At 74.0% G+C, this 19,847-nt stretch carries 17 protein-coding genes; 9 read left to right on the plus strand and 8 right to left on the minus strand.

Annotation, left to right across the window (positions count from 1 at the left end):
• Nucleotides 1-170: 170 nt before the first annotated feature.
• Nucleotides 171-1,100 carry an alpha/beta hydrolase gene (locus ACZ7MY_RS23405; RefSeq protein WP_499604340.1) on the plus strand — a complete coding sequence of 310 codons (930 nt, stop codon included), beginning with the start codon at nt 171-173 and terminating at the stop codon, nt 1,098-1,100.
• Between the two features lie 301 nt (nt 1,101-1,401).
• Here ACZ7MY_RS23405 and ACZ7MY_RS23410 read toward each other — a convergent pair whose 3' ends face one another.
• The 4 genes from ACZ7MY_RS23410 to ACZ7MY_RS23425 all read right to left on the minus strand — a co-directional run bounded on the left by ACZ7MY_RS23410 (nt 1,402) and on the right by ACZ7MY_RS23425 (nt 6,075).
• Nucleotides 1,402-1,857 (minus strand): hypothetical protein, encoded by a 456-nt coding sequence (locus ACZ7MY_RS23410; protein WP_499604342.1) that lies wholly within the window; start codon nt 1,855-1,857, stop codon nt 1,402-1,404.
• Nucleotides 1,858-2,374: 517 nt separating this feature from the next.
• The gene (locus ACZ7MY_RS23415; protein WP_499604345.1) at nt 2,375-3,442 is read right to left on the minus strand and encodes a maleylacetate reductase; all 1,068 of its coding nucleotides are present in this window, start codon (nt 3,440-3,442) and stop codon (nt 2,375-2,377) included.
• Nucleotides 3,439-4,305, minus strand: a complete 867-nt coding sequence (locus ACZ7MY_RS23420; protein ID WP_499604347.1) for a dioxygenase family protein — start codon at nt 4,303-4,305, stop codon at nt 3,439-3,441. Before ACZ7MY_RS23420 ends, ACZ7MY_RS23415 begins: the two co-directional genes overlap by 4 nt.
• Before the next feature lie 12 nt (nt 4,306-4,317).
• Nucleotides 4,318-6,075 carry an FAD-dependent oxidoreductase gene (locus ACZ7MY_RS23425; protein ID WP_499604348.1) on the minus strand — a complete coding sequence of 586 codons (1,758 nt, stop codon included), beginning with the start codon at nt 6,073-6,075 and terminating at the stop codon, nt 4,318-4,320.
• Between the two features lie 69 nt (nt 6,076-6,144).
• Between ACZ7MY_RS23425 and ACZ7MY_RS23430 the strand changes: the two genes are divergently transcribed.
• The 3 genes from ACZ7MY_RS23430 to aroQ all read left to right on the plus strand — a co-directional run bounded on the left by ACZ7MY_RS23430 (nt 6,145) and on the right by aroQ (nt 8,613).
• Nucleotides 6,145-7,290 (plus strand): helix-turn-helix domain-containing protein, encoded by a 1,146-nt coding sequence (locus tag ACZ7MY_RS23430; protein WP_499604350.1) that lies wholly within the window; start codon nt 6,145-6,147, stop codon nt 7,288-7,290.
• A 71-nt stretch (nt 7,291-7,361) separates the two neighbouring features.
• Nucleotides 7,362-8,123: a pirin family protein gene (locus tag ACZ7MY_RS23435; RefSeq protein WP_499604351.1), complete on the plus strand. Its 762-nt coding sequence runs from the start codon at nt 7,362-7,364 to the stop codon at nt 8,121-8,123.
• Between the two features lie 22 nt (nt 8,124-8,145).
• Nucleotides 8,146-8,613 (plus strand): type II 3-dehydroquinate dehydratase, encoded by a 468-nt coding sequence (aroQ, locus tag ACZ7MY_RS23440; protein WP_499604352.1) that lies wholly within the window; start codon nt 8,146-8,148, stop codon nt 8,611-8,613.
• A gap of 31 nt (nt 8,614-8,644) precedes the next feature.
• On the opposite strand, the gene grpE is transcribed toward aroQ, so the two are convergent.
• Nucleotides 8,645-9,340, minus strand: a complete 696-nt coding sequence (gene grpE, locus ACZ7MY_RS23445) for a nucleotide exchange factor GrpE (protein ID WP_499604354.1) — start codon at nt 9,338-9,340, stop codon at nt 8,645-8,647.
• Nucleotides 9,337-11,205, minus strand: a complete 1,869-nt coding sequence (gene dnaK / locus ACZ7MY_RS23450) for a molecular chaperone DnaK (RefSeq protein ID WP_499604355.1) — start codon at nt 11,203-11,205, stop codon at nt 9,337-9,339. Before dnaK ends, grpE begins: the two co-directional genes overlap by 4 nt.
• Before the next feature lie 142 nt (nt 11,206-11,347).
• Between dnaK and ACZ7MY_RS23455 the strand changes: the two genes are divergently transcribed.
• Both ACZ7MY_RS23455 and ACZ7MY_RS23460 read left to right on the plus strand, forming a co-directional pair.
• Nucleotides 11,348-12,190, plus strand: coding sequence for an NUDIX domain-containing protein (locus ACZ7MY_RS23455; protein ID WP_499604357.1), 843 nt, complete (start codon nt 11,348-11,350; stop codon nt 12,188-12,190).
• Between the two features lie 56 nt (nt 12,191-12,246).
• A complete protein-coding gene (locus ACZ7MY_RS23460) occupies nt 12,247-12,777 on the plus strand; it encodes an O-acetyl-ADP-ribose deacetylase (RefSeq protein ID WP_499604358.1) in 531 nt (176 codons plus the stop codon).
• A 218-nt stretch (nt 12,778-12,995) separates the two neighbouring features.
• Here ACZ7MY_RS23460 and ACZ7MY_RS23465 read toward each other — a convergent pair whose 3' ends face one another.
• A complete protein-coding gene (locus ACZ7MY_RS23465; protein WP_499604361.1) occupies nt 12,996-13,592 on the minus strand; it encodes a hypothetical protein in 597 nt (198 codons plus the stop codon).
• A gap of 172 nt (nt 13,593-13,764) precedes the next feature.
• On the opposite strand from ACZ7MY_RS23465, the gene ACZ7MY_RS23470 reads away from it, so the two are divergent.
• From ACZ7MY_RS23470 to ACZ7MY_RS23480, 3 genes are all read left to right on the plus strand, one after another.
• Nucleotides 13,765-14,970: an EfeM/EfeO family lipoprotein gene (locus tag ACZ7MY_RS23470; protein ID WP_499604363.1), complete on the plus strand. Its 1,206-nt coding sequence runs from the start codon at nt 13,765-13,767 to the stop codon at nt 14,968-14,970.
• Complete coding sequence (gene efeB / locus ACZ7MY_RS23475; protein WP_499604365.1) at nt 14,967-16,229, plus strand: iron uptake transporter deferrochelatase/peroxidase subunit; 1,263 nt, start codon at nt 14,967-14,969, stop codon at nt 16,227-16,229. The genes ACZ7MY_RS23470 and efeB overlap by 4 nt, the downstream gene beginning before the upstream one ends.
• A gap of 177 nt (nt 16,230-16,406) precedes the next feature.
• Nucleotides 16,407-18,242, plus strand: a complete 1,836-nt coding sequence (locus ACZ7MY_RS23480; protein WP_499604367.1) for a phospholipase C — start codon at nt 16,407-16,409, stop codon at nt 18,240-18,242.
• Nucleotides 18,243-18,293: 51 nt separating this feature from the next.
• Here the strand turns inward: ACZ7MY_RS23480 and ACZ7MY_RS23485 are convergent, their stop codons facing one another.
• Nucleotides 18,294-19,829 (minus strand): ATP-dependent DNA ligase, encoded by a 1,536-nt coding sequence (locus tag ACZ7MY_RS23485; RefSeq protein WP_499604369.1) that lies wholly within the window; start codon nt 19,827-19,829, stop codon nt 18,294-18,296.
• Nucleotides 19,830-19,847: the final 18 nt, after the last annotated feature.

Raw genomic sequence — 19,847 nt, forward strand, 5'->3', positions numbered from 1 at the left:
ACGGGGCCACGCCGCTGCGCGAGGCGTACCTCCGGCGCGGCGAAGGGATCGCGGCCGCCGTTGAACCGCTGACGGCCCGCGTCCGTTACCCCGGGTAAAGGTGGTGCGGCCGGTCCGCGCGCGCCCCTGTTCCGCCCCTGTTCCCCCCTGTCCCTCGAGGAGCCGCCCCCATGACCCCCACCACCGCGCGTCCGGGCGACCGGGCCGCCGCCGAGGTGGCCGCCGCGACCCGAGTCGACGCACGCACCTTGGACCTGACGGTGGCTTCGGCCGCGCTCGGGCGTCCGGCGGCGGCCCGGATCGTCCTGCCCGCGGACTTCGCGCGAGCGCCCGGGCGCACCTGGCCGGTGCTCTACCTGCTCCACGGGCCGCACGAGGACCACACCGCCTGGAGCCGGCAGACGGACGTGGAGGAGCTCACCGCTGACGCCGGGCTCATCCTCGCCATGCCGGACTGCGGCCCCGCGGGGCTGTCGAGCCGCTGGCTCGACGGCTCCGACTACGAGACCTTCCAGCTGTGCGAGCTCGACGGGCTGCTGCGCCGCGACTACCGGGCCTCCGGCGCACGGGCGGTGGCGGGCGTCTCGACCGGCGGCCACGGTGCCATGGCCCACGCCGCCCGCCACCCGGGGACCTTCCGCGCCGCCGCCTCCTTCAGCGGCGTCCTGGACACCACGTTCGCCGGGGTGCCCGCCGCGCTCGACGCCCTCCTGCTCCGCGAGAACCTGTGCCCCGGGACGCTGTGGGGCGACCCCGTCGACCGGTGGGAGACCTGGCGGTCCTTCAACCCCGCCGCCCGTGCCGGCGGGTTGCGCGGCACGGCGCTCTACGTCTCCTGCGGAAGCGGTGCCGCCCCGGCCGCGGGCGGCACCGAGCTGCTGCCGGAGGTGCTGGAGAGCACCCTGTGGCCGGCCACGCACGTCTTCGCCACCGCGCTGGAGCTGCGGGGCATCACGGCGACGACGCACTACTACGAGGGCGGTCGGCACGAATGGGCCTACTGGCGACGGGAGTTCGCCGCGGCATGGCCGCTGCTCTGCCGTGCCCTCGGACTGCCGGAGCCGTCTCCCCTGCGGGCGGATGAGACGACGAGACGATGAGACGGTGAAAGGAAGGCCCCTAACGAGGGGGGCGCACTCACTCGTTCCAGTGGCGCCGCCAGCCCCGGACGTACCACCGGCGCACGAGCCGCGTTGCAAGGGGACATGGACAGCAGCACATCCTCGACCCGTGGATGCCTTCTCCAGGGACATCCGGAGCACCACCGGACCTTCGCCGAACTCACCGGCGCCTACTGGATGGACCCGCCGATCTACACGGAACTCCTCGCTGACTGGCGGGCCCGCGGGCGCGCCGTCCCCGGATTCGCGGGGGCCGACGTGCCACCGCGCACGACGGGGCTCAGCGGCGGCACTCCGCCGCCACTGCTGCCTGGAACAGGGCCAGTTCGACCGATGTAGGGGTGTGCAGGGTGCCCGTCCCGTCGGGCGGTACCAGCCACCGCAGGGCCCCCGCGGCCCGGTACGGGGGCGGGACCGCGATCCAGGCGCCCCGGCCGGCGTAGCGGATCCCGGTGCCCACCCATCTGCTGACGGGATCCGGTGGGAGGAAGAAGCCGACCCGGCGGGAGGCCGTGTCGGCCAGCGTGGGGCCGGGTTCCGCGCGGGGGAGGCGCAGCAGCGCGTCGAGGGCCAGCACGCCGAGGTCCTCGGGCACGCTGAGTACGTCCCAGAAACGCCCGGCGGGCAGCAGGACCGTCCCGCTCTCGCCGTGTTCCCATTCCCGCTTGCACGCCCGCGGATCCGCCGCGGCGGCGGCCAGCCACTCCATTGCCTGTTTCGGTGCCGCATTTCTCATACGCTCAACCTTGGTAGATATTTCTAAACTGCGGAAGGGGTGGCGGGGGATGGCGTTTGGGAACGCGAAACGCCTGTTTTCCGTACGCCTGTGCGGTGTTGCGGCGCGGGCCCGGCGTGCCCTGCGCGGCGGACCGCGGGACGGTGCCGCGCTGGAACGCCTGGTCAGGACGGCGGAAAGGCTGGACTACGGCGCCGGCCCGCCCGCGGCGGCGGACCGGGAGCCGCGGCGCGGGGGCTGAGGGATTCCCGTGCGGCGGCGGAAGGCCGGATTCCGCGGGGAATCGAGGGACCGGATCGGCGGAATGCGTTCGGGCGCGTGACCGTACAGCGAAAAGGTGTTCGCCTGTACGGGGAAAACGCATCCGGACCGGAATCCGGACGGCGCTTCGCGTCCTTTCCCCCGGACTGCGGGCGCGGGCGGGAGCGGGCCGGGCGCGGACCGGTCGCGGCGGCCGCCCGTGAGGAACGCCGCCCCGCGCCCGTCCGCGCCCGACTCGCGCCCGCGGACCGGTCGTTCAGGCCGCCGGCGGGGCGCCCTCGTACGCCGCCGTCAGCAGCGCACGCAACTGCCCCGCGTCCGCGGCGCGCGGGTTGGCGTACGAGGCCGCGCCCACCAGCTCCACGACGCGGCCGATGCCGTCGGCCGGCAGACCGACCTCGGCCAGCGAGCGCGGCGCGCCGAGCCGTCCGCCCAGCTCCCACAGTCCGCGCGCCGGGTCCTCGGTGCCCAGCGCCCGGCGCAGGGCGGCCGTCGCCGCCGGCGCGGCCGGGGCGTTGAAGGCGAGGACGTACGGCAGGAGCACGGTGTGGGTCGCGGAGTGCGGCAGGTCGAAGGCGCCGCCGAGCACATGGGCCAGCTTGTGGTGCAAGCCCATCGTGGTGGCGCCGAGGCACGCCCCGCACAGCCAGGCCCCGTACAGGGCCCGGGCGCGCGCGTCGAGGCCGTCCGGGTCGGCGACGACCCGGGGCAGCGCCTCGGCCAGGGCGCGCACCCCCTCCTCGGCCATCAGCGACACGACGGGCGTGGCGTCGGGGGCGTACAGCGCCTCGACCGCGTGGGCCAGGGCGTTGACGCCGCTGGTGCCGGACAGCGCCGGCGGCATCGACAGCGTGAGCCGCGGGTCGTAGACGACGCTGCGCGGCAGGACGCGGCGGTCGCGGCCGGTGCGCTTGACGCCGTCCTCCGTCAGGCCCCACACCGGGGTCATCTCGGAGCCCGAGTAGGTCGTCGGCACGGCCAGCAGCGGCAGCCCGGTGCGCAGCGCGACCGCCTTGCCGAGGCCGACGGCCGAGCCGCCGCCGACCGCGACCAGCCCGTCGGCCGCCAGTTCCGCGGCCACCGCCACGGCCTCGTCGGCCACCTTCACCGGCACGTGCATCACCGCGCCCGGGTGGACGCCCGCGCAGGCCGCGCCGAGGGAGGCGGCGACGGAGCGCGCGGTGTCCTCGCCGTGCCGGCCGCACAGCACCAGCACGCGGCGCAGCCCGAGGCGTCCGGTCTCCTCGGCCACGGCCGTGCCGGCGGCGCCGGCACGGAAGACGACCCGCATCGGCAGCGCCTCGTGGACGAACTCCAGGCTCATGAGCGCTGCAGCACGATGTCGAAGTTCGCCAGCCGGAAGGGGCCGGTAACCCCGTACTCGGCCGCCCGCTCCGGGTCGTCCACCACGGTGAACTCCTGGACCAGGCTCTTCTTCACCGCGAAGACCGCGTCCGACTCCAGGTAGGGGCTGTCCTGCACGAACACGTGCGTGGTGACCGGATGGTGCCCTTCGGCGGCCGCGATGAAGTGGATGTGCGCGGGCCGGTAGGGGTGCCGCCCGGTGGCGTTCAGCAGTCCGCCGACCGGGCCGTCCGTCGGGATCGGGTAGTGCGCGGGCACGACGGTGCGGAACCGGAAGCGGCCCTCCCCGTCGGCCGTGAAGAGCCCGCGCCCGTTGCCCTGGGGCTGCTCGCCCGGCTGCTGGACGTCGTAGAAGCCGTGCTCGTCGGCCTGCCACACGTCCACCGTCGCACCCGGCAGCGGCGTGCCGTCCACGGAGACCACGCGCCCGGTGACGACGCACGGCTCGCCCGAACCGATCATGTCGATCGCGTCGCCGAACGCCCGCACGGGGGAGCCGACCATGTGGAACGGGCCCAGCACGGTGGAGTCGGTGGCCCCCTCGCCGGCCGACTTCCGCTGGTTGATGGTCTCGACCAGCATCGAGACGCCGAGCACGTCCGAGAGCAGGATGAACTCCTGCCGGGTGTCGGTGCAGGCCTGCCCGGTGCGGGTGAGGAAGCCGATCGCCGCCTCCCACTCCTCCATCGTGGGTTCGACGTCCCGGACGAAGTCGTGCAGGTGCCGGGTCAGGCTGCCGAGGACGTCCCGCAGCCGCGGGTCGGGCGTCCGCGCGAAGCTCTCCACGACGGCGGGGGTCGCGCTCTGTTCGGTGAAGTCCATGGTCTCTCCTCGTCAGTCCCGTCCCAGGATGCGCCGCAGCGCGGTGCCGAGCACGGACCGTGCCTCGGCGTCGTCGGTGGCCCCTTCGGCGCGCCGGAAGGCGACGTACAGGTCCGGCCGCACGAGCAGCGCGCCCGTGTCGCCGATGCCGCGCAGCCGCGCCCAGTCCCCGTAGGGGTCCTCGTACTCGTGCCCGGGGCCGATCACCGCGGTCGCGATGTCCAGCCCGAGCTCGGCGCCGACCGCGCGGGCTGCCGCCGTCCAGGCCTCGCCGCCGATGCCGGTGAGCAGTGCGAACCGGCCGCCGCCGCCCAGGTCGAGGGTGGACAGCGTGCGGGGGCCCGCCGTCAGCCAGGCGTGCGGCAGCTTGGCGCCGGGGCGGCTGCTCGGCTGGTGGTACAGCTCGGGGTCGCGGTCGAAGCCCGGGTCGGGGGTGCCGTCCGGGACGACCGCGGCCGAGGTGTAGCGCTGGTTGAGCTCCACGCCGTGCGCGTTGAACTCGTACCGCTTGAAGTCGATCGCCTCGCGCAGCCGGGCGCGCCGCTTCTCGCCGGCCGGCGAGGCCTCCTTGCGGGACTCCATGTTGGCGAGCAACTGCTCGGGGCTCTGCGGGGCGAGCAGGTCCAGAGCCTCGAAGACCGGGGCGGTCTCGCCGATCGACTTGTTGGCGCGGGTGACGATCTGCTCGCCGACGGGCGCCCGTTCGGCGGTGTAGGTGTCCAGCAGGGAGGGCGCGGCCGCGCCGTCCAGCACCAGCCTCAGCTTCCAGGCCAGGTTGTAGGAGTCCTGGATGGAGGTGTTGGAGCCCAGGCCGTTGGACGGCGGGTGCCGGTGGGTGGCGTCGCCCGCGCAGAAGACCCGGCCGCTGGAGTAGGTCCGCGCGTACATCTCGTTGACCGTCCACGCCGAGGTGGAGCGGATCGTGACCGGCACCTCGTCGTCGCCGACGAGCTTGCGGACCACCGACAGCGCGTACTCCTCGGTGAGGTCCGGGGGCGCCGCGTTGACGTCGTACCCCCACACGATGAGCCACTCGTTCCACGGCCGGACGTTGCGGACCAGACCCGCGCCGATCCCGCCGACCGTCGCGCCGGGGGTGAGCACCCAGTACAGGGTGCTGGGGCGGTGGGCGACGTAGCGGCTGAGGTCGGCGTCGAAGACGATGTTGACGCTCCCCGCCACGCCCATCGTCCCGGCCATCGGCAGTCCGGCGTCCTCGGCGACCTGGCTGCGCCCGCCGTCGGCGCCGATCAGGTACTTGGCGCGGATCGTGTACGTGTCGCCGCGCAGCCGGTCCTCGACGAGGACGGTCACGCCGTCGTCGTCCTGCTCGAAGGACCTGTAGACGGTGCTGTGGCGCAACCGGGTGCCGCGTGCGACGGCGGCCTCGATCAGCACCGGCTCCATCCGGTGCTGCGGCATGTCGCACATGCGGCTCGGGCTGGCGAGGTCGTGCGCGGCCTGCACCAGCGGGTCGTTGCCCCACGAACGCAGCCGCCCCAGCTCCTCGCCCGCGAGGCTGGTGCAGAAGACGGTGTTCCCCATCAGGTGCTGGGGAGTCGCCCTGGCGACGACCTCCTGCTCGACGCCGAGGTCCCGCAGCACCTCCATGGTGCGCTGGTTGGTGATGTGGGCACGCGGGGTGTCGGCCAGCCGGCCGTAGCGCGTGACCACGATGTTCGGTACCCCGTACGTGCTCAGCGCGAGTGCGGCGCTCGCCCCGGCCGGCCCACTGCCCACGATGAGCACATCGGTCTCGACGGTCTCCATCAATGCGGCTCCTTGACGGATAATTGAAATGGCAACGAACGAATCGTGGATCAGAGGGAGACCGCCGGCGTGTCTCAATCCGATACATCCCCTGAAGAGCTGCTGCTCGGCGCCTACCTGCGCGAGCGGCCGGGCGGCCGGGCGGTCGTCGCCGCTGACGGCAGGACGCGGATCGTGAGCGTCGAGGCCGCGCGGCGGCTGTCCGAGGAGGCGCTGGCGCTGCTCGAGCGCCGGGCCGGCGGCATGGTGCGCGACGGCCGGACCGAGGCGTACGAGCTGCCCCTGCCGGACGGCGGCTGGCGCGCCCGGCTCCAGCCCGTCATGGACTCCGGCGAGGTCATCGGCGCCGTCGCCGTGCTGTCCGCCCCGGCCGAGGGGGCCGCAGGACCGCCCGCCGTGCCGGAGCCGAGGCTGCCGGGGCTCGTGGGCTCGTCACTGTCCTGGCGCGCCGCGGTGGCCCGCGCGGTACGGCTCGGGGGTGAACAGGGGTCCCTGCTGGTGTCCGGGGAGGCCGGCACCGGCAAGACGACGCTGGCCCGCGCCGTCCGCCCCGGCGAGCTGGAGCTGGACGCGGCCCAGACGACGGGCGCCGCCGCCGGTGACTGGGTGCGGCGGCTGGCCGTGCGCCCCGCGCCGGGACGGGTCCTGGTGCGCCACGTCGAGGCGCTGGACGCCGGTGCCGCGGCGGCGCTGGTGGCGCTCCTGGAACAGCGCCCCCACCTGCGGCTGACCGTCACCCACACCCCCGGGGACCGGACGGGCGCGTGCCTGGACCGCCTGCTGGGCCGGCTGGCGGCGCGCTCGCTGTCCGTGCCGCCGCTGCGTGAGCGCCCCGAGGACCTGCCGGTGCTGCTCGCCGCCCTCAGCCCGCGGCCCGCGCCCGGCCACCCGCCGCTGACCTGGACCGTGGAGGCCCGGCGCACCCTGGAGCGGCACACCTGGCCGGGCAACGTCGCCGAGCTGGCGACGGTCGTCAGGACACTCGCGGAGGAGCGCCGGCTCGGCGGCCCGGTACGCCCGGAGGAACTGCCGGACGCCGTGCGCGGCGGGGCCGGCGGGCGCCGTCTCGGCAGCCTGGAGCGGGCCGAGCGGGACGCGATCCTCGAGGCGCTGCGCACCCACGGGGGCAACAAGGCGCGGGCGGCGAAGGCGCTGGGCATCGCGCGGGCCACGGTCTACCGCAAGCTGCGGAGCTACGGTATCCAGGGAATATAGTTCGAGATTCAACATGTTAGGTTGGCCGAAAGGCACCGAAAGGCACCCCACCCCGCAGAAGGAGATCCCCGATGGCCCCCCAGCTGGATGTCCGCCGCGCCGGCCAGCGGTTCCACACCCGCGCCGGCTGGCTCGACTCGCACCACTGCTTCTCCTTCAGCCACCACTACGACCCGAAGAACACCCACTTCGGCCTGCTGCTGGTCTCCAACGACGACGTCGTCGCCCCCGGCACCGGCTTCGACACCCACCCGCACCGGGACATGGAGATCGTCACCTGGGTGCTCGACGGCGGCCTGGTCCACCAGGACTCCGAGGGCCACAACGGCGTCATCTACCCGGGCCTCGCCCAGCGGATGAGCGCGGGCACCGGCATCCTGCACAGCGAGAAGAACGACAGCTGGAAGCTGACCGGCGCGCCCGAGCACAAGGACCCCGTGCACTTCGTGCAGATGTGGGTCTTCCCCGACGAGCAGGGCATCAAGCCGGGCTACGAGCAGCTCGACATCAACGACGAACTCGCCCGCGGCGGGTGGGTCACCGTCGCCTCCGGGATGGACCGCGACCGCGACGAGCGCGCCATCTCCATCGCCCAGAAGCACGCCGCGCTGCAGGCCGCCCGCATGGCCCCGCAGCAGACCCTCGCCCTGCCCACCGCCCCCTTCGTGCACCTGTACGTCGCCAAGGGCGAGGTCGCCTTCGAGGGCACCGGTATCCTCGCCAAGGGCGACGCCGTACGCGTCACCGGGGCCGAGGGCCAGCGGCTCACGGCCGGCGCCGAGGGCGCCGAGGTGCTGGTCTGGGAGATGGACGCCGCCGTCGCCTTCGGGTGATCGCGTGGTAGACCTTGGGGCCATGACCCGCACCCTCGCGAGCGCGCCGATCATGGTCCTCAACGGTCCCAACCTCAACCTGCTCGGTCAGCGGCAGCCCGAGATCTACGGCTCCGAGACCCTCGCCGACGTCGAGGCGCTGTGCGCCGCCACGGCGGCGCGCCACGGTGGGACCGCCGACTGCCGGCAGAGCAACCACGAGGGACAGCTGATCGACTGGATCCACGAGGCCCGCGAACACCACGCGGGCGTCGTGATCAACCCGGGCGCCTACTCCCACACCTCGGTGGCGATCCTGGACGCCCTCAACACCTGCGACGGCCTGCCCGTCGTCGAGGTGCACATCTCCAACATCCACCGGCGCGAGGCCTTCCGGCACCACAGCTACGTCTCCGCGCGGGCCGACGCCGTGATCGCGGGCTGCGGCGTCCAGGGCTACGCCTTCGCCGTCGAGCGGATCGCCGCGCTGCTGGACGCCGGCGCCCGCTGACCCCCGGCGGCACCCTGCCGGGCCGTCGCGCTCAGGCCTCGCCCGGCTGCCACCGCGGCCACTCGCCGGGGTGGTCCGCCCAGTGCACCTGGTCCGGGTCCGACATCTCGATGTCCGGGAAGGCACGGCGCACCCGCGGCTCGAACTCCTCCCGCTCCAGCTCCCGCCACCCCACGCCCCGGATGTGCACCCGGCGGTAACGGTGGTCGGACCCCAGCGGCGCCACGTCGACCTTGTGGGTTGTCTCCATGCCTCCAGGGTGCACCGCGGCCGGTGCCCCCGCAGGTCCGCCGACCACCACCTCCGCGGGGCGCAGCAGGTGCGCCCCGACCCGGTAGCCGGAGCGTACGACCTCGCCGCACACCAGGCGCTCCGCACCGGAGGCGCACGACGAGTCCACCGCCTCGTGGCACACCGGGTCGAAGGGCTCGCCCGGCTCGCCGAAGGACCGCAGGCCCAGCTCCGCCAGCCGCCGCTCCAGCACCTCGACCACGGCACGGAAGCCACCGGTCACCTCGCCCAGCTCCCGCGCCCGGTCGACGGCGTCCAGCACCGGCAGCAGACCCTGCAGCACGTTCGCGACGGCGGCCTCCCGCACCGCCAGCCGGTCCCGCTGCACCCGCTTGCGGTAGTTGTCGTACTCGGCCTTGAGCCGCCGCAGGTCCGCCGTGCGTTCGACGAGCCGCGCCCGCAGCTCGCCGCCCGGAGGCGGGCCGGCGCGGTTCACGCCGTGCCTCCCTCCCGCTTGTCGTCGTCGACGATCTCGGCGTCCACCACGTCCTCGTCGCCCTCCGGCGGAGCCGTGTGCGGGGCCTCGCCCTCGCCCGCCGCGGACCGCTCCGCCTGGGCCTGGGCGTACATCGCGGTGCCGACCTTCTGCGCCGAGGCGGTCAGCCGCTCGGTCGCCCGGCGGATGCCCGCCGGGTCCTCGCCCTTCAGCTGCTCCTTCAGCTCCGCCACCGCCGACTCGACCTCCGACTTGAGGTCACCGGGGACCTTGTCGGGGTTGTCCCGCAGCAGCTTCTCGGTGGAGTAGACCAGGCTCTCCGCGTTGTTGCGGGTCTCGGCCTCCTCGCGGCGCTTGTGGTCCTCCTCCGCGTACTGCTCGGCCTCGCGCATCATGCGGTCGATGTCGCTCTTCGGCAGCCCGGAGCCGCCGGTCACGGTCATCTTCTGCTCCTTGCCGGTGCCGAGGTCCTTCGCCGTGACGTGCATGATGCCGTTGGCGTCGATGTCGAAGGAGACCTCGATCTGCGGGATGCCGCGCGGCGCCGGCGGCAGCCCGGTCAGCTCGAAGACCCCGAGCTTCTTGTTGTACGCCGCGATCTCGCGCTCGCCCTGGAAGACCTGGATCTGCACCGACGGCTGGTTGTCCTCGGCCGTGGTGAAGATCTCCGAACGCCTCGTGGGGATCGTGGTGTTGCGCTCGATCAGCTTGGTCATGATGCCGCCCTTGGTCTCGATCCCCAGGGACAGCGGGGTGACGTCCAGCAGCAGGACGTCCTTGACCTCGCCCTTGAGCACCCCCGCCTGGAGGCTCGCGCCGATCGCCACGACCTCGTCCGGGTTGACGCCCTTGTGCGGCTCCTTGCCGGTCAGCGACTTCACCAGGTCCGTGACCGCCGGCATCCGCGTCGAACCGCCGACCAGGATGACGTGGTCGACGTCGGCGACGTTGATCCGCGCGTCCTTCACCGCCTGGTGGAACGGGCCCTTGCAGCGCTCCAGCAGGTCCGCGGTCAGCTGTTCGAACTGGGCGCGGGTGAGCTTCTCGTCCAGGTGCAGCGGGCCCTCGGCGGAGGCCGTGACGTAGGGCAGGTTGATCGTCGTCTCGGTGGACGAGGACAGCTCGATCTTCGCCCGCTCGGCCGCCTCGCGCAGCCGCTGCAGCGCCATCTTGTCCTTGGCCAGGTCGAGGCCGTAGGAGTTCTTGAAGCGCTCCACGAGGTGGTCGACGATCCGCTGGTCCCAGTCGTCGCCGCCCAGCTCCGTGTCGCCGTTGGTGGCCTTGACCTCGACCACGCCCTCGCCGATGTCCAGCAGGGACACGTCGAAGGTGCCGCCGCCCAGGTCGAAGACGAGGATCGTCTGGTCGTTCTCCTTGTCCAGGCCGTAGGCGAGGGCCGCGGCCGTGGGCTCGTTGATGATCCGCAGCACGTTCAGGCCGGCGATCTCCCCGGCCTCCTTGGTCGCGGTGCGCTGGACGTCGTCGAAGTACGCGGGCACCGTGATCACCGCGTCCGTCACGTCCTCGCCCAGGTACGCCTCCGCGTCCCGCTTCAGCTTCTGCAGTACCCGGGCGGAGATCTCCTGGGCCGTGTAACGCTTGCCGTCGATGGTGCCGGACTCGGGGAACCGCCAGTCGGGATCGCCCATGTGCCGCTTGACCGAGCGGGCGGTCCGCTCCACGTTGGTCACGGCCTGGCGCTTGGCGATCTCCCCGACGAGGACCTCGCCGCCCTTGCTGAAGGCCACCACCGAGGGCGTGGTCCGCGCACCCTCCGTGTTGGTGATGACGGTGGGCTCGCCGCCCTCCAGGGCGCAGACCACCGAGTTGGTGGTGCCGAGGTCTATACCGACCGGACGTGTCATGTCAGCTCGCCTCCTCCCCTCCAGGGTGCGACGCCCGCGGGCCGACCACCAGACGGCCGGGCCGACGCGCACCGCGGACGTCCGTGCACCGACCCGCGACAATCGCGGGGCTCGCACGGCGAGCGCTGCTAGCGTCGGCGGGATGTCCTCAACTCATGCGGGAGTGCTCCTCTTCCACGACCGACGACTTGCCGTGCACAGCGACTTGAGCCTGCCGCGGGCCCCCGTCCCACCACACGGCGACCCCGCCGGGACCGCCCGCGAGGCCGCCCGCGAGATCCTCGGCGCCGACGTCCGCACCGACCCCCGGCCCTGCCTGGAGGTACGCGCGACCGGCGGCACCCACCTGTACTACCGGGCCGCCGTACCGCCGCCGCCCCACCCCGCCGCGCGGCTGCTCAGCCGGGACGAGGCCCTGCACCTGCCGCTCGCGCCCTGGACGGCCTGGGAGGCCATACTGCGCTCCTGGGACGGACCGCCCTGGTGGCGAGGGCGCCTCGTGCTGGAGGACCCGCTGGGCCGGCCGCCCAAACGGACCCGGGCCGGGGCGGTGATCATCCGCGACGGGCACATGCTGCTGATCCGCTACGCCCACCGGCGCGGGGACTTCTACGAGATACCCGGCGGCGGGGTCGAGCCGGGGGAGACCCCCGAGACGGCCGTGCTGCGCGAGCTCGCCGAGGAGACCGGGCTGAGCGGCACCGTCGGCCCGGAGATCGCCCGCGTGGACCGGGTCCACCGCGGTTCGCACCCCGGGCACTACTTCCTCGTCGAGGCGCACGGCCGGATCGGGCCCCGCTCCACCCTCGACCTCGAGAAGGCGGCGGCCCCGGTCTGGGTCCCCGTCGAGGACCTGCGGCACCTGCCGCTGTGGCCCAAGCGGCTGGGCTGGCGCATCGCGCACTGGCACCGAGAGGGCTGGCCGCGGGTCCCCGCCGAGTTCAGCGACTCGCTGATCGACCTGCGGGTGCCCTGCGACTGGTGACCGCGGGCGCAGCACGTCCCGGGCGACCGGCCACCGGCGGTGGCATGATCGCCCGCATGGCACGCATCACCCTCGTACGGGGCGACATCACGCAGCAGTCCGTCGACGCCGTCGTCAACGCCGCCAACTCCTCCCTGCTCGGCGGAGGCGGGGTCGACGGGGCCATCCACCGCCGCGGCGGCCCGGAGATCCTCGAGGAGTGCCGTGCGCTGCGCGCCTCGCGCTACGGGCGCGGCCTGCCCACCGGGCAGGCCGTCGCCACCATGGCCGGCCGCCTCCCCGCCCGCTGGGTGATCCACACCGTCGGCCCGGTGCACAGCGCCACCGAGGACCGCTCCGCACTGCTCGCCTCCTGCCACCGCGAGGCGCTGCGCGTCGCCGACGAGCTCGGCGCGAGGACGGTCGCCTTCCCCGCCGTCTCCACCGGCGTCTACCGCTGGCCCCTCGAGGACGCCGCGCGCATCGCCGTGGCCACCGTCCAGGACACCGACACCGCGGTGGAGGAGGTCCGCTTCGTCCTCTTCGACGAGCCGGCCTACGCCGCGTTCGCGGCGCGACTGCCCGGCGGGGGGCCCGGCGAGCAGTGACGCCCGGCTCCGCCAGGCAGGGGGCCGGTGATCCGGAGGAGGTCTTCGACGACCTGGCGGAGGGCGCCGTCCCGCGGCGCCGACGAGCTGCGACGGCGCGATGAGCCGATGGCGCGGCGGCCGGACATCGGGGCGGAACCCGCGACGGCGGGCAGGAACGGCCTGACGGGGTTCGACGCCGTGGCCGGCAGGACGCCCTACCGGCCCCCGCCACTTCGTCAGAACGCGTCACCGGTGTGGTCGGCCAGGCGGCGCCGGCACTGCTCGAGCGTGCGCGCGCGGCCGTCCTTGTCGTCCGGCCCTTGGCCGAGGAGTTCTCCGGCGGCCACCAGGGCCGCCCAGAAGGCTTTCGGCCGGCCGCCGCCGGTGGCGCGGGGGCCGAGGCGCGCGAGCGAGCGGAACACACCGGTGAGCTCGCCCCTGACGAACCCGCGCGAGAGGCCGAGAGCCGCACCGCTCGCCACGCCGCCCATGGCGCGGATCGCGTCCCGCAGGTGTCCGGCGACGGCCGACTCCCGCTCGTCGAGCGGCCTGGGGACGTCGAAGACGCCGATCGCCGCCATCAGCTCGCCGTACCACCGCTCCTCGCCTGCGCGGAACTCTTCCTGGAGCCGGCCGGGTTCGCCGTGGAGCCGCCGGAGCAGCTCCGGCTCCGCGATGCCCAGCGCCAGGCCGACGGCCAGGGCGGAGTCCGACCACCGCGGTGTTCGCGCGGCGAGCTCACCGCAGACCGCGGCCGGGGCCGCTCCTGCCCGCAGCCGTTCCCGGGCGGCGGTGACCCATGCCTGTCCGCCACCGGTTCCGGCGTGCTCCATCTCGGATCTCCTTCCGTGCTGTGGTGTGTCGGTCCGGGCGGAGCCCGGGCCGGGTCGCGGGTTAACCGGGGCGGAACTCTTGGTCATCGATTCGTCTGGGAAAGGTACGGGCCCGCATGCCCTGCCTAGCATGAGGTGATCACGCACCGTACGACCCCGGGGGAGGCCCGGAATGCCGTTGTCCGGCCTCGGGGCGCGGCTCTCGCGTCCGGGCGCGCTCGCCGGGAGCCTGGGCGCGCTGCTCGTCCTGGCCCTGGTGGGGGCGCTGCTCCTCGCGCACGGATCGTCACCGGCCCCCGTGCGGGCGGCCGGGCCGCCGCACACCGCCGTCGAGGTGTCGCGCGGTGCCTGCGGCGCCGGCTGGCGCGCGCCGCGGGCCGGGCTGCAGGTCTTCGACCTGCACAACACCTCCTCCGAGGCCGCCGAGGTCTACCTTGAGGACCCGCGCAGCAAGGCCGTCTACGGCGAGGTGGAGGACATCGGCCCCGGCACGACCCGGCCGCTGACCGTGGACCTCGGCAAGGGCGCGTACGCCTTCAGGTGCGTGCCCGACGACGCCGACGCCGTCACCGGGCCCACCGTCCGCGTCACGTCGGGGCGGGGCGGGCCGGGGGCCGCCCCCGTCACGCAGCACGACCTGATCCCGCCGTCGCTGGACTACCAGAAGTGGGTCGCCGGCGGACTCGACCGGGTGGTGCTGCTCACCGGGCGGCTGCGCGACGCCGTCGACCGCGGCGACCTCGCCGCGGCGCGCCGCGCCTGGCTGCCGGCGCACCTGGAGTACGAGCGGCTCGGCGCGGCCTACGACGCCTTCGGCGACGCCGACGCGCTGATCAACGGAACGGACGCGGGCCTGCCCGGCGGCGTCCACGACCGTTCCTTCACCGGCTTCCACCGCATCGAGTACGGGCTGTGGCACGGCGAGTCCGCCGCGCGCCTGCGCGCCCCGGCGACCGCCCTGGTCACCGCGGTGACGGGACTGCGCGACGACTGGTCGCAGGCCCGCATGGACCCGGCCCAACTGGGCTTGCGGGCACACGAGATCCTGGAGAACACCGTGCAGTTCGAGCTGACCGGACGGACCGACTTCGGCAGCGGCAGCAACCTGGGCACCGCCCGCGCGAACCTCGACGGCACCCGGGAGGTCCTGTCGCGGCTGCGCCCACTGCTCGCCACGCGTGACGCCGACCTGCCGGCGCTCGACCGGGAGATGGACCGGGCGCAGGACACCTTGGACGCGTTCGCCGCGGACGGCGAGTGGACCCCGCTGCCCCGGTTGAGCCGCGCCCAGCGGGAGAAGGTGGACGCCGCCCTCGACGAACTCGTGGAGCGGCTGGCCTCGGTGGCCACCCTGTGCGAACCGCGGAGGACGGTGTGAGCCCCGCCGATCACGGCACCGGCCGCGGCACCGGCCGCGTCGGACGGCGCGGCTTCCTGCGGGGCGCGGCGGTGGCGGGGGCCGGGCTCGCCGTGGGCGGCGCGGCCGCACCGGGCCCCGCGGACGGCACAGGGGCGGGAGAGGGCGCGGCCGTCCCGCCGATCGCCCCCTTCCACGGCGGCCGGCAGGCCTCGGTGACCGCACCCGGCCGCCGGGTCACCGCGTTCGCCTCCTTCGACGTGACCGCGCAGAGCCGTGCCGAACTGGCCGACCTGCTGCGCACGCTGACCGACCGCGCGCGGGCCCTGACCACCGGCGGCACACCGCGGCCGGTGGGCATCACGGGGCCGCCGGCCGACTCCGGGCTGCTCGGCGGGCGACCGCCGTCGGCCGCGCTGGCGGTGACCGTGGGCGTCGGCGCGGCCCTGTTCGACGGGCGCTTCGGGCTCGGCGAGCGCAAGCCCCGGCACCTGACGGAGATGCCCGCCTTCCCCGACGACGACCTGCGCCCCGAGTGGTGCCACGGGGACCTGAGCCTGCAACTGCACGCCGACGACACCGACACCGTGCTGCACGCGCTGCGCGACATCGCCCGGCACACCCGCGGCGGGCTGCAGGTCCGCTGGCGCCTGGACGGCTTCGGCAACCCGCCGCGCCCCTCCGGGACCCCGCGCAACCTCATGGGTTTCAAGGACGGCACCGCCAACCCGGACCCCGCCGACACACGCGCGATGGACCGCCTGGTGTGGGTGGGCCGAGGCGGCGGCGAACCGGACTGGGCCGTCGGCGGCAGCTACCAGGTCGTGCGCCTGATCCGCATGCTCGTGGAGTTCTGGGACCGGGTCTCCCTCGGCGAGCAGGAGCGGATGTTCGGCCGGGCCCGCGAGTCCGGGGCGCCCCTGGACGGCGACCTCGAGCACGACGTCCCGAAGTACGCCGACGACCCCAAGGGCGACGTCATACCCCTGGACAGCCACATACGGCTGGCGAACCCGCGCACGCCGGGCAGCGCGGACCAGCGCATCCTGCGCCGCCCCTACAACTACGACCGCGGCGTGGACGCCAACGGCAACCTCGACATGGGACTGCTCTTCTGCTGCTACCAGCAGGACCCGGCACGGCAGTTCGAGACCGTCCAGCACCGCCTGGCGGGCGAGCCGCTCACCGACTACATCAAGCCCTTCGGCGGGGGCTACTTCTTCGCCCTCCCCGGAGTGCGGGACGTAAAGGACTGGTACGGACGCTCCTTGCTGGGCTGATGCCGCCGCCGTGCCCCCGAAGGGCCGCTCGGTCAACGCACGGTCAATTTTCGGCCCACCTTCCCTGACCCCCTGTTCATCCCCGGGCCACCATCGCTCCGCCGACGCGCAGCGCACCGGGCGGAGCATCCGTGGGCGTACGACGCACCGACGATCCTCCCCAGAGGGTGAACCAGCATGATCAGCAGGAGAAGACGAGCAACGGCCCGCGGCCTGGGAGCGCTCCTTGGCGCCGCGGCACTCACCGTCCTCGGCGGCAACGCCGCCGCCTGGGCGGCGCCCGCACACCACACCGCCCCCTCATCGACGGCCACGCCCATCAAGCACGTGGTCGTCCTCTTCGACGAGAACGTCTCGTTCGACCACTACTTCGGGACGTACCCGAAGGCCGCCAACACCGACGGCACCAAGTTCACGGCGTCCAAGAAGACCCCGAAGGACATCGACAACCTCACCACCGCCGGGCTGCTGAAGAAGAACCCCAACCAGTACGCGCCGCAGCGGCTCACCCCGGAGCAGGCCCTGACCTGCGACCAGAACCACTCCTACGGTCCGGAGCAGTACGCCTACGACGGCGGCAGGGCCGACCAGTTCGTGCAGAACACCGACGTCGACACCTGCAGCGGCGGGCTGTTCGGCGAGCCCGGCCTCGTGATGGACTACTACGACGGCAACACCGTCACCGCGCTGTGGAACTACGCCCAGCACTACTCCCTGGGCGACCGCTCCTTCAGCTCGGTCTACGGCCCGTCCACGCCCGGCGCGCTCGACCTGGTCTCCGGCCAGACCCACGGCGTCGTCTCCGTCGACCCGGCCACCGGGACCGAGCACCCGAAGCAGACGTCCACGCCGGACGCCTACACCGTCAAGTCGCCCGACGCCAAGGGCGTCGGCACGGTGATCAACGACCCGGACCCGGCCTTCGACGACTGCGCCGACAAGGACCACACCAGCACCAACCCGCTCGCGGTGATGCAGGGCCGCAACATCGGCGACCTGCTGAACGACAAGCGCGTCAGCTGGGGCTGGTTCCAGGGCGGCTTCCGGCCCTCCACCCCGTGGGACGGCCAGCAGGGCGACTACGCCAAGTGCGACACCACGCACGCCAACATCGGCGGCGCCCCGGTCGTCGACTACAGCCCGCACCACTCCCCGTTCGAGTACTACAGGTCGACGTCCAACCCGCACCACCTGCCGCCCCGCGGCGTCGACGAGATCGGGCACGACGGCCAGGCCAACCACAACTACGACCTGACCGACTTCGACGCCGCCCTCAAGGCCGGCAAGCTGCCCGCCGTCAGCTTCGTGAAGGCGCCCGAGTACCAGGACGGACACGCCGCCTACTCCGACCCGATCGACGAGCAGCACTTCCTCGTCCAGCAGATCAACGCGATCCAGCAGTCGCCCCAGTGGGGCTCCACCGCGGTCGTCGTCGCCTACGACGACTCCGACGGCTGGTACGACCACACCTTCGCGAAGCCGCGCAACGGCTCCACCGACACCTCCGCCGGCTCCAACGGCAAGGCCACCGACGGCCCGGCCTGCCAGGCCGGACCGAAGGCGTCCGGCGGCTACACGGACCGCTGCGGCCCCGGCACCCGCCAGCCGCTCCTGGTGGTCTCCCCGTACAGCAAGGTCAACAAGGTCGACCACACCCTGACCGACCAGGCCTCCGTCCTCCGCTTCATCGAGGACAACTGGCGCACCGGCCGGATCGGCGACCACTCCTTCGACGCCACGGCGGGCCCGCTCACCGGGATGTTCGACTTCCGCCACCCCAACGGCAAGCAGGTGCTGCTGAACGCCGACGGCTCGGTCAGGTCGGTCGGCCCCATCCGCCCGGTGAAGGCGGTCGCCACGCACATCACCGCGGGACCGGCGATGCAGGCCACCGCCGCCACGACCGACGCCCCGGCCTTCCCCGCGCTCCCGGTCGGCGTCGGGGCGGCGGCGCTGGCCGCCGCCACCGGCGGGTACCTCACCCGGCGCCGCAGGCGCCGCGGCACCGCCTGACCCCGGTGCCCCGGCGGGCCCGGCACGGTCGCCCCGTGCCGGGCCCGCCCCTCAGCGCCGCAGCGCCAGCACCGTGTCGACGGTGTCCGCCTCGGCGGCCGTCTTGTCCTCGCGGTAGCGCAGGACGCGGGCGAAGCGGAGCGTGACGCCCGCCGGGTAGCGGGTGGAGCGCTGCAGGCCGTCGAAGGCGATCTCGACGACGAGTTCGGGGCGGACCCGGACCACCCATCCGTCGTCGCTGACGGCCAGTTCGCCCAGTCGTCCGGTCTGCCAGTCGAGCATGGCGTCCGTCAGGCCCTTGAAGGTCTTGCCGAGCATCGCGAAGGTGCCGTCGGGGCGGCGGGCGCCGAGGTGGAGGTTGGACAGCTTGCCGGTCCGCCGGCCGTGCCCCCACTCGGCGGCGAGGACCACCAGGTCCAGAGTGTGCACCGGCTTCACCTTGAGCCAGGCCGCACCGCGCCGCCCGGCGCTGTACGGGGCGTCGAGCGCCTTGGCGACGATCCCCTCGTGGCCCCGCTCCAGCACCTCCTCCGCGAAGTCGCGGGCCGCCTGACGGGTGGCCGGGTCGCCCGGGTCGTGCGCCACCAGCCTGCGTACCCGGCGCGGCTCGGGGGCGACCCGGGCCAGCTCCTCGTGGCGCTCGGCGGTGGACAGGTCCAGCAGGTCGCGGCCGTCCACCGACAGCAGGTCGAAGAAGACCGGCGCCACGGGCAGCGACTCCCGGGCGGCCGCGACGTCCAGGCGCGAGCCCACCCGCGAGGAGGTCTCCTGGAAGGCGCGGGGCCGGCCGTCCGCGCCGAAGGAGATGACCTCGCCGTCGAGCACGGCCTCGGCCACGTCCAACTCCCGCGCCGCGGCGACGACTTCCGGCAGCCGACCGGTGATCTCGTCCAGCGTGCGGGTGTACACGCGGACGTCCTCACCCGTCCGGTGCACCTGGACCCGGATGCCGTCCAGCTTCTCCTCCAGCGCGCACGGGCCCAGCCGGTCCAGGGCCTCGTCCACGTCCTTCGCGGTCTGCGCGAGCATCGGCTGCACCGGCCGGCCCACCTCCAGACGGAACGCCGCCAGCGCCTGAGGACCACCGGCCAGCAGCGCCCGCGCCACCGCGCCGAGCGAACCGCCCAGCATCACCGCGCGCCGCACCTCCTCCGGGGGCGCCCCGGCCGCCGCGGCGAGGCCCTCGACCGCGAGCGCGTCGAGCGCCCCCTGCCGCAGCTCGCCGCCGATCAGCCCCAGCAGGAACGCCTGCTCCTCCTCGGTGGCCGCCCCCATCAGCCGCGCCACCAGCCGCTTGCGTTCGGCCGCCGCCCCCTTGCCGGTGACCGCCGCGATCCGGTCCAGCGCCGCGTGGACCTCGCCCACCGTCAGCCGGGCCGCCGGCGCGGGTTCCGCGCGCTCCCGCAGCGTGCTCCAGCCGACCCCGGTACGCCGCTGGGGCAGCCGCCCCGCCAGGTACGTGATCACCACGGGCGCCTCGTCGGGCTCCGCGGTACGCAGCAGCCGGGCCAGCGCCGCCACCTTCTCCGACCGGGCGGGCGTGGCCGCCACCTCCCGGGACGTCCGGGCGAGCTCCGCGAGCAACATGGCTCCATCCTGGACCGC

The sequence above is a fragment of the Streptomyces sp. NPDC111520 genome (assembly GCF_055635295.1).

Coding starts and splice junctions, on each gene's coding strand:
- aroQ (WP_499604352.1), top strand. CDS start 8,146: ATGACCCGCACCCTCGCGAGCGCGCCGATCATGGTCCTCAACGGTCCC.
- ACZ7MY_RS23425 (WP_499604348.1), bottom strand. CDS start 6,075: ATGGAGACCGTCGAGACCGATGTGCTCATCGTGGGCAGTGGGCCGGCC.
- ACZ7MY_RS23470 (WP_499604363.1), top strand. CDS start 13,765: ATGCCGTTGTCCGGCCTCGGGGCGCGGCTCTCGCGTCCGGGCGCGCTC.
- ACZ7MY_RS23435 (WP_499604351.1), top strand. CDS start 7,362: ATGGCCCCCCAGCTGGATGTCCGCCGCGCCGGCCAGCGGTTCCACACC.
- ACZ7MY_RS23455 (WP_499604357.1), top strand. CDS start 11,348: ATGTCCTCAACTCATGCGGGAGTGCTCCTCTTCCACGACCGACGACTT.
- ACZ7MY_RS23485 (WP_499604369.1), bottom strand. CDS start 19,829: ATGTTGCTCGCGGAGCTCGCCCGGACGTCCCGGGAGGTGGCGGCCACG.
- ACZ7MY_RS23415 (WP_499604345.1), bottom strand. CDS start 3,442: ATGAGCCTGGAGTTCGTCCACGAGGCGCTGCCGATGCGGGTCGTCTTC.
- ACZ7MY_RS23480 (WP_499604367.1), top strand. CDS start 16,407: ATGATCAGCAGGAGAAGACGAGCAACGGCCCGCGGCCTGGGAGCGCTC.
- ACZ7MY_RS23410 (WP_499604342.1), bottom strand. CDS start 1,857: ATGAGAAATGCGGCACCGAAACAGGCAATGGAGTGGCTGGCCGCCGCC.
- ACZ7MY_RS23460 (WP_499604358.1), top strand. CDS start 12,247: ATGGCACGCATCACCCTCGTACGGGGCGACATCACGCAGCAGTCCGTC.
- ACZ7MY_RS23420 (WP_499604347.1), bottom strand. CDS start 4,305: ATGGACTTCACCGAACAGAGCGCGACCCCCGCCGTCGTGGAGAGCTTC.
- ACZ7MY_RS23405 (WP_499604340.1), top strand. CDS start 171: ATGACCCCCACCACCGCGCGTCCGGGCGACCGGGCCGCCGCCGAGGTG.
- ACZ7MY_RS23465 (WP_499604361.1), bottom strand. CDS start 13,592: ATGGAGCACGCCGGAACCGGTGGCGGACAGGCATGGGTCACCGCCGCC.
- dnaK (WP_499604355.1), bottom strand. CDS start 11,205: ATGACACGTCCGGTCGGTATAGACCTCGGCACCACCAACTCGGTGGTC.